The sequence below is a fragment of the Acetobacter tropicalis genome (assembly GCF_030644465.1).
In the GTDB taxonomy this organism is placed as follows: Bacteria; Pseudomonadota; Alphaproteobacteria; order Acetobacterales; family Acetobacteraceae; genus Acetobacter; species Acetobacter tropicalis.
On sequence record NZ_JAUYUW010000005.1, the window covers coordinates 1 to 4,214 of the forward strand.

7 protein-coding genes are annotated in these 4,214 nt (G+C 57.2%); 2 read left to right on the forward strand and 5 right to left on the reverse strand.

Features of this window, described 5'->3' with window-relative positions; genetic code table 11:
- A partial coding sequence (locus QWU00_RS16785; RefSeq protein WP_456304784.1) for a hypothetical protein occupies nt 1-944 on the forward strand: 944 nt, incomplete at its 5' end.
- Nucleotides 945-948: 4 nt separating this feature from the next.
- On the opposite strand, the gene QWU00_RS16790 is transcribed toward QWU00_RS16785, so the two are convergent.
- From QWU00_RS16790 to QWU00_RS16810, 5 genes are all read right to left on the reverse strand, one after another.
- The gene (locus QWU00_RS16790; RefSeq protein WP_006115717.1) at nt 949-1,230 is read right to left on the reverse strand and encodes a type II toxin-antitoxin system RelE/ParE family toxin; all 282 of its coding nucleotides are present in this window, start codon (nt 1,228-1,230) and stop codon (nt 949-951) included.
- On the reverse strand, nt 1,230-1,421 hold the full coding sequence (relB, locus tag QWU00_RS16795; RefSeq protein WP_006115715.1) for a type II toxin-antitoxin system RelB family antitoxin: 192 nt from the start codon (nt 1,419-1,421) through the stop codon (nt 1,230-1,232). Before relB ends, QWU00_RS16790 begins: the two co-directional genes overlap by 1 nt.
- A gap of 169 nt (nt 1,422-1,590) precedes the next feature.
- Nucleotides 1,591-2,412 carry a replication initiation protein gene (locus QWU00_RS16800; protein WP_197051008.1) on the reverse strand — a complete coding sequence of 274 codons (822 nt, stop codon included), beginning with the start codon at nt 2,410-2,412 and terminating at the stop codon, nt 1,591-1,593.
- Between the two features lie 371 nt (nt 2,413-2,783).
- Nucleotides 2,784-3,227, reverse strand: a complete 444-nt coding sequence (locus tag QWU00_RS16805) for a hypothetical protein (RefSeq protein WP_035378276.1) — start codon at nt 3,225-3,227, stop codon at nt 2,784-2,786.
- Nucleotides 3,224-3,466 carry a hypothetical protein gene (locus QWU00_RS16810; RefSeq protein ID WP_006115720.1) on the reverse strand — a complete coding sequence of 81 codons (243 nt, stop codon included), beginning with the start codon at nt 3,464-3,466 and terminating at the stop codon, nt 3,224-3,226. Before QWU00_RS16810 ends, QWU00_RS16805 begins: the two co-directional genes overlap by 4 nt.
- A 129-nt stretch (nt 3,467-3,595) precedes the next feature.
- Between QWU00_RS16810 and mobQ the strand changes: the two genes are divergently transcribed.
- Nucleotides 3,596-4,214, forward strand: a 619-nt coding sequence (gene mobQ / locus QWU00_RS16815; RefSeq protein ID WP_304651061.1) for a MobQ family relaxase, incomplete at its 3' end; no start/stop codon positions are given.

Consider the following 4,214-nt stretch of genomic DNA (forward strand, 5'->3'; position numbering starts at 1 on the left):
GTCTGAAGGCTCGTGGGATCGACCGGACGCCGACAGTCCATCTGGGGCCTTCTGTGACCGCCCTAGAGCGTCGTGGACGGCGGACAGAGGGTGGCAACCTCAACAGGGCTATAGAGCAGGATAACGAGCGGAAAGCAGCCCTGACGGCGCAAATCATCGACCTACAGGCGGAGCGCAAGCAGCGGCAGCGAGAGAAAGCCGCTGTCATTGCCGAACGGAATTTGTATCTCACGGCTCGTGAGCCTTACCGCTTGGATGGCTTGCGCAAACATGCGGCTGAAGAACTGGCAGGGGGTGAGGCCAGAGTGCGCAGAGGGATCGTGAAGGATACCCTTGAATATGCGCAGAAAACCAAGGAAATCCGTGAGGTGGAGGCGCGGATTTCCGAGGAAGAGCGTGACCTGTCCTACGCAGAAAACTGGCGCGATGAGTGCGAGGCGACGATTGCAGAATGGTCGGCAGGGGTTGGCTTTTTTGCTCGCCTGCGTCCCCCGCCAGAGATCCGGGAAAAGAAAGAACAGGCGGAACAGGCACGAACCAATATTCGGCGGTCTTCCGGTATTTTGTCCGGTCTTAGGGCTACTTTGGAGCTTGCGAAAAAGCTCTTCAAGGAGTGGTTTCTGGCAGAGGTGAACAGCCCAAAATTAGATGATCGCTGGCGTTATCGCTCTCTCGCACTGGATGGCATCAAACGGGAGTGTGACGACAAACTTGCAGAAGAACGCGCTGCACGCGCCAAAGCCCGGCAGATGGAAGATTTGAGACTCCACCGAGAGGCCGAAGCCATACGGAAGGAGCGCCTCGAACAAGAGGCGCAGCGGCAGAAAAGTCAGGTTGTGGAGCGTAAGCAGAAGGTTGAACCGCCTCCCCCGTCTTCCGGTACATCTGATCCGGGAGACGATTTCGAGGACGATTGGGACGACAGCCCATCGTTCGGAATGTGAGGATTTAACTGGGGAACTGGCGGCGGGCGTGAACCACATTGATGATTTCAACGCTGGTTGCTGTCACCCGATACAGGATGATGTAATTCGGGTGGGCGACGATTTCGCGCAGACCGGGAACCCGCTCACTGATCGGATAGAGGTAGGGGTGAGCCGATAAGGGCAGAACGCAGGAACGGAGCCGATGCCACATCCGCTCCGCTGCGCCGATATTGTTTTCGCCAATGTATTCCGTGATGCCTGCAAGGTCTTCGTCAGCGGTTTCGGTCCAGACGATAGGCAGCATCAGGCAGCCTTGCGTTTGCGCAGCTTGGCCAACCGTTCGGCCATGCGCCGCTCAATCTCATCGTGCGGGATTGGCGGGCGCGGATCAGCCAGACTGGCGGCAACCTTGGCCTGAAGCCATGCGGTATAGGCCGCTTCCTGTTCGACCGTCTCGAACTCGGAGACGATGGGGGAGAGTGCTTCGCTCATCATGCGGCTCCTTTCGTTTAATCAAGTTCAGATACTACCGGAAAACGGTAGTTTTAGCCGCTAAAATCTCTTTGCTTCATGAGCAAGCAGACTTTTCGGCAAAAAGCAGAGCAGACCCGGAGCGAGCGCAGCGCGGGAGCGCCGTAGGCCGCCCGTAAGGGCGTCCGGGTGGTCAGAGCAATCGTGGTTGCGGGTTGCGTTTGAAGTCAAAGCGCAGTTTGGCGACCTTTCGGCCTTTTTTGATAGGTTTCCATTCGATCAGCCAGCCGTCTTTCTCAGTCAGTTCTCTCACCGCTGGTTCGATGATTTTTCGACGGATGGCGGCAAAATCGGCTTTTTGCTTGTCGGTCGCGTCCATAGACGCGCCGAAATCCTCAATGGTGAACTCCATCCAGCCGGTTGAAGCGTACTGGGTCATGAGTTCGAGCAGCTTCCATGAATAGATCGAGCGGAGAGCCGAGGTCTGTTGAAGCTGATAGCTGGTGAAGTTCTTCTTTAGGCCGGTGAGGTAGGGAAGGACTTTGTGCCACCAGAAGAGTTCGATCCACCCTTCACCCTTGTGATAGTGCGCTTCGCCGACCCATCGCATCTGCACTTGTGTTGGCGGAAGTGGCTTGCCGTTTCGTCTGTAGGCAGGAACGTAGAAGGTGATCGAACGGTTGTAGAGTGCCTTCGCAGCGGCCTGTAGCTGGTCGTAGGCCGTATCCAGATCGACGCCGTATGTCTCGGCATAATCGGCGGCGCTGATGCGGGTTGTCGGTGCTTCACCGGGTTTTAGCGCCTTCCGGCTGTCGAGCGTCGCAGCGGCCATAGCCACAATCCGCTTTTCAGACAGTGAGAGACCATGACCGGCCCGAGTAAGCGCATTGCTCATGGTGATCCATCGCTCACCAGCAGGACGGTCAAGATCAGCGGTATCATAGCTGGTCACGGCCTTTTCTGCTGTCTTCGACCCCAGTTTTCTACGGGTTTTAGTTTTTAATTCTGCCGACATACCGGTATTTCTGCCGTGTGGATGATTCGGCAGATTATGCAATTTCTGCCATCATTGGTCAAAGGCAGAGTTGTGGATTACACCGGAAAAAAGGCAGAGTTAACCGGAAAAAAGGCAGAGTTAACCGGAAAAAAGGCAGATTAAGTGCGTGTAACTACATGAAAACAAAGAGAAAATCGCACTAAAAACAAGATAAAAACAAGAAAAAACGCAGTTGCTTGTGGGTAAGTTACTCGTCCGGACGCCTTCGGCGGCCTACGGCGCTCCCGCTCTGCGCTCGCTCCGGACCTGAAAGGTCAGGAGAACCGAGCGAGAGGGGAATTGCTCAAGAGGCATGAAGTAAGGCGGAAGCGAAACCGGCAGAGCCTCACCTAGAAGGCCGCAAGCCCTGACTGGTCGTAGGGTTCTGCCTCATCCCAGTCTTTGGGACGCTCTACGGGGGTGAACGTGGTTTCACGAGGACCGTTGAGCGTCCCAGCCAGCCGTTCGGCCTCTTTGAGCGGGTTAGCCGGTCGGAGAAGCCGGAACAGGTGGTTCTTCGACCATGCCCATTTTCCGGCCGGGTCGATGCGTTCCAGCGGTGTTGAGATGAACCAGCAGTCAGATGGGCCGAGGACTGGATGAGACCGCACCCATCCGGCCAGAACTGGTCCGACGTTCGGAAACCGGACGATCTGCCAGTGATCGACTGAGGGTAGGGACGGGCTGGCCACCATCTCCGCCGGTGGGGCGGAATAGTGACCGGATTCCTGTGCATGTCGCGTCAGATCGTCATAGTCCCGACGCAGTGCGCGGGCGCGCTCGATGGGGGTCATGTCATTTTCCGCCACTTGGCGATCAGCGGCGCGAGACGTTCAGCATCGACTTTGCGCAGCTTGTCACCGTCAACTTGTTTGAGAAGCCATGACCGGATGGCGGGATCATGTTCAGCAGCAGAAAGCAGGATACCACCAAGCACGATCTTTCGGCCTGTGTCCTGCTTCCTTGTTTCCAAACGTAGGCGAGCCAATCGTGCTTCGGCATCGGCGATTTTCTGATCGAGTGTTTTAGCCATTTTTGCAAAATCCGTCCCATCAAGGTATGCAACCTTATCACGAAGTGCACGAAGTGCGCAGTTACGAATTGATAAATCAATTCCTGCGTAGGGACGTTCCTCCCCTTAACCCCACCTTGGAGCCGAACCGTGGCCCTGTATCGCGCCGAAACCAAACCAATATCGCGGAAGGATGGGCGATCTGCTGTCGCCGCCGCTGCGTATCGGTCCGGCGCGTCTCTGGTTGATGATCGGACCGGCAATGCTCACGATTACACGCGGCGGCGTGGTGTTGTAGCAACCGGAATCATCACACCCGACGGACAGGGCTATGAACGCAATACCCTGTGGAATGGAGCCGAAGCCGCCGAGAAGCGAAAGGATGCGCGCACCGCCCGTGAGTGGGTACTTGCCCTTCCCGCCGAGCTGACCGACGCGCAGCGGCTCGAACTCACAGAGCAGTTCAGCCGGTCCCTTGCCGAGCGTTTCGGGGTGGCCGTCGATTTCGCCATTCATCGCCCTGGGCGAGAAGGCGATGAGCGGAACCACCATGCCCATGTTCTGACTACGACCAGGCAAGTCAGCCGTGATGCTTCGGGTGCTCTGGTGTTCGGAGACAAGGCGCAGCCCGAGCAGTCAGACGCCCAGTTGCGCAAGCAGGGCATCGAGAAAGGGGCGGTTCTGGTCGAGGAAGTCCGGGCGCTATGGGAAACGCAGGCCAATGCAGCCCTAGAAGCCGCAGGAGAGGCCGCACGGATCGACCGGCGCA